The sequence below is a fragment of the Streptomyces sp. 13-12-16 genome, assembly GCF_002114215.1.
Taxonomy (GTDB): Bacteria; Actinomycetota; Actinomycetes; order Streptomycetales; family Streptomycetaceae; genus Streptomyces.
Genome location: NZ_NCTE01000267.1, coordinates 1 through 2,921, shown reverse-complemented (window position 1 = coordinate 2,921; position 2,921 = coordinate 1). Strand labels below are relative to the sequence as shown.

The window sequence follows — 2,921 nt, the reverse complement described above, 5'->3', positions numbered from 1 at the left end:
CGACGGCCGCCGCCACGGCTATCCCGTTCCGCACCCGCCGGCCCCGTCCGGGCGGCGCCGGAGCGGGATACGCCGGGTAGGCCGGATACGCCGGCCCGCCCGCGCCGCCCGGCACCGGGGGACCCCAGGCGGCGGCCGGCCCCACCGGACGGACCTGCTCCGTCCAGGTCCTGCCGTCCCACCAGCGCTCGGTGGCCGGCCCCTCATTCGTCTGCCCGGGGTCGGGGTACCACCCGGGAGGAGTCACCTGCGTCATGCCCCTACCGTATGAGGCCTCGGTGAAAGCCGGATGAGAGAGCCCCGTCACACCTCCGCCGCGCCCGCCCGGGAATTGTCATCTCCCCGCCCCTTGACAGGATTTGACCATCAGGACGCCTGGTGAGAGGCGGAACGCGTCGACCCGGCGGGGCCGTGTCACCCGTCACGGCAACACGTGGCGCGAGCGGGCACCGCTCGGACCGCGGGAGGACTACGCTCAAGGTCTGTACGTCATTCGGGCGACTCGGGGAGGTAGCGGGATGACGGAGGTACGGCCCTCGGCCGCCCCCTCGGCCGGCCTGTGGGAGCGCGACGAGGAAGTCGCCGCCATCACTCGGGCCGTCGACACCCTGTGCGCGGACCGCTCCTCACCGGGCGGCCTGCTGGTGCTCCGGGGCGAGGCCGGTCTCGGCAAGACCGCGCTGCTCGCCGAGACCCGCCGCATCGCCGAACGGCGCGGCTGCACCGTGTGGTCGGCCCGCGGCGGCGAGACCCTGCGCACCGTCCCCTTCAACGTCGTGCGCCAGCTCCTCCAGCCCGCGCTGGTGTCGATGCTGCCGGAGGAGGCCCGCGAGTACCTCGGCGACTGGTACGACATCGCCGGCCCCGCCCTCGGCATAGCCGACCCCGGCGAGGGGCACGCCGACCCGCAGGGCGTGTGCGAGGGACTGGTCGCCGCCGTGCGCCGGCTGGCCCGCCGGGACTGGCCGCTGGTCCTGCTGATCGACGACGCGCACTGGGCGGACCAGGAGACCCTGCGCTGGCTCGCCGCCTTCGCCGAACGCCTGGCGGACCTGTCCGTCCTCGTCGTGGTCGCCCGCCGGTCCGGGGAGATCTCCGGAGTCGGCGCCCGGTACCTGGACGCCGTCGCCGCCGCGGCCGGCCACCCGGTCACCACCCTCAGCGTCCTCACCCCGGAGGCCACGGCCGGACTCACCCGCGCCACCCTGGGCGAGAACGCCGACGCCGCGTTCTGCCGCGAGGTCTGGGCCGTCACCGGCGGCAACCCCTACGAGACCGTCGAACTCCTCGCCAAGGTCCAGGACAGCGAACTCGAACCCGTCGAGGCCCACGCCGGCGAACTGCGCGACCTGAACCGCTCCGCCCGCGGCGGCGGACTCGTCGCCCGCCTGGAACAACTCGGCATAGACGCCACCCGGTTCGCCTGGGCCGCCGCCATCCTCGGCAACGACATCACCGTCGGCCTGGTGGCCCGGCTCGCCACCCTGGACGCCGACGACGCCGCCCGCTGCGCCGAACTCCTGCGCAGCGCCCGCATCCTCACCGCCCCCGACCCGTCCGCCACGGGCCGCACCGACCCCGCCGACCTCGAGTTCGTCCACCCCCTGATCGCCACCGCCGTCTACAACTCCATCCCCGACGCGCTGCGCCGCGCCATGCACGGCATCGCCGCCCGGATCGTCACCGACTCCGGACGCGGTGCCGCCGCGGCCGCCCGCCACCTCATCGAAGTGCACCCGGACGACGACGGGGAACTCGTCTGGCAACTGCGCGAGGCCGCCCGCGAACACCTCGCCGTCGGCGCCCCGGACGCCGCCCGCCGCTGCCTGGAACGCGCCCTGGAGGAACCGCCCCGCCCCGAGGTCCACGCACACGTCCTCTACGAACTGGGCTGCGCCACCTTCCTCACCGCACCCGCCCGCACCATCGGCCACCTGCGGGCCGCCCTCGGCATGCCCGGCCTCGACGGCGACCGGCGGGTGGACGCCGTGGTCCGCCTCTCCCAGGCACTGCTCCACAACGACCAACTGGAGGAGGCCGTCCGCACGGTCGAGGCGGAGGCCGCCCGGCTCGAACCCGGCCCCGCGCAACTGCGGCTGCGGACCGTGCAGTTCATGTGGGAGGGCATCCACGCCGGCGAGGCCGCCTCGCCCGGCCGCTCCGAGCGGCTGGCCGAACTCGCCGCCACCTGCACCGGCCGGGACAACTCCGAACGCGCGCTGCTCATCGTGCGCGGCTTCGACGCCATGATGCGCGGCGAGAACGCCGAGGAGATCGTGGAGATCTGCGACCGCGCCCTCGTCAACGGCCGCCTCGCCCCCGGCCTCGGCTGGACCGACCCCGAGTGGGGCATCGAGCTGCTGCTGATGCTGGCCGACGCCTATGCCTACACCGACCGCCTGGACCGCGCCGAGAGCCTCTACCACGAGGGCCTGAACGCCTATGAGACGGCGGGCTGGAGCGGGGGCCACCTGGTCCTGGCGCACGCCTACGTGGGGCTCGGACACCGCAGGCGGGGCCGGCTGCCGGAGGCCGAGGCGTCCCTGCGCGAGTCCCTGCGCCTGGCCGAACGCGTCGGCCGCGGACTGCCCCTGTACTGGACGGCCACCTGCAACCTCGTCGACACCCTGCTCGCCCGCGGCCGGGCCGACGAGGCCTGGGAGGTGGCCGAACGGCACGGTTTCGCACCGCCCTACCCGTCCACCATCGTGCTGCCCGACCCGCGTTCCGTACGCGGCCGGCTGCTACTGGCCGTCGGCCGCACCAAGGACGGCATCAACGAACTCGAGGCGGCGGAGAAGGCGGCCGCCGCCCGCGGTCACCACAACCCCGTGCACGTCTTCGCGACCGCCGACCTCGCCCGCGCCCTGGCCGGCGAGGACCCGGCCCGCGCCGCCCGGCTGGCCGTCGACGTCCGCCGG

General features: G+C 75.0%; 2 protein-coding genes. One reads left to right on the top strand and one right to left on the bottom strand.

Going from position 1 to position 2,921, the window contains the following annotated elements; genetic code table 11:
* On the bottom strand, window positions 1-256 hold a 256-nt coding region (locus tag B7767_RS11920; RefSeq protein ID WP_143652371.1), incomplete at its 3' end, for a DUF2510 domain-containing protein.
* Between the two features lie 262 nt (window positions 257-518).
* On the opposite strand from B7767_RS11920, the gene B7767_RS11915 reads away from it, so the two are divergent.
* A partial coding sequence (locus tag B7767_RS11915; protein ID WP_085572177.1) for an AAA family ATPase occupies window positions 519-2,921 on the top strand: 2,403 nt, incomplete at its 3' end.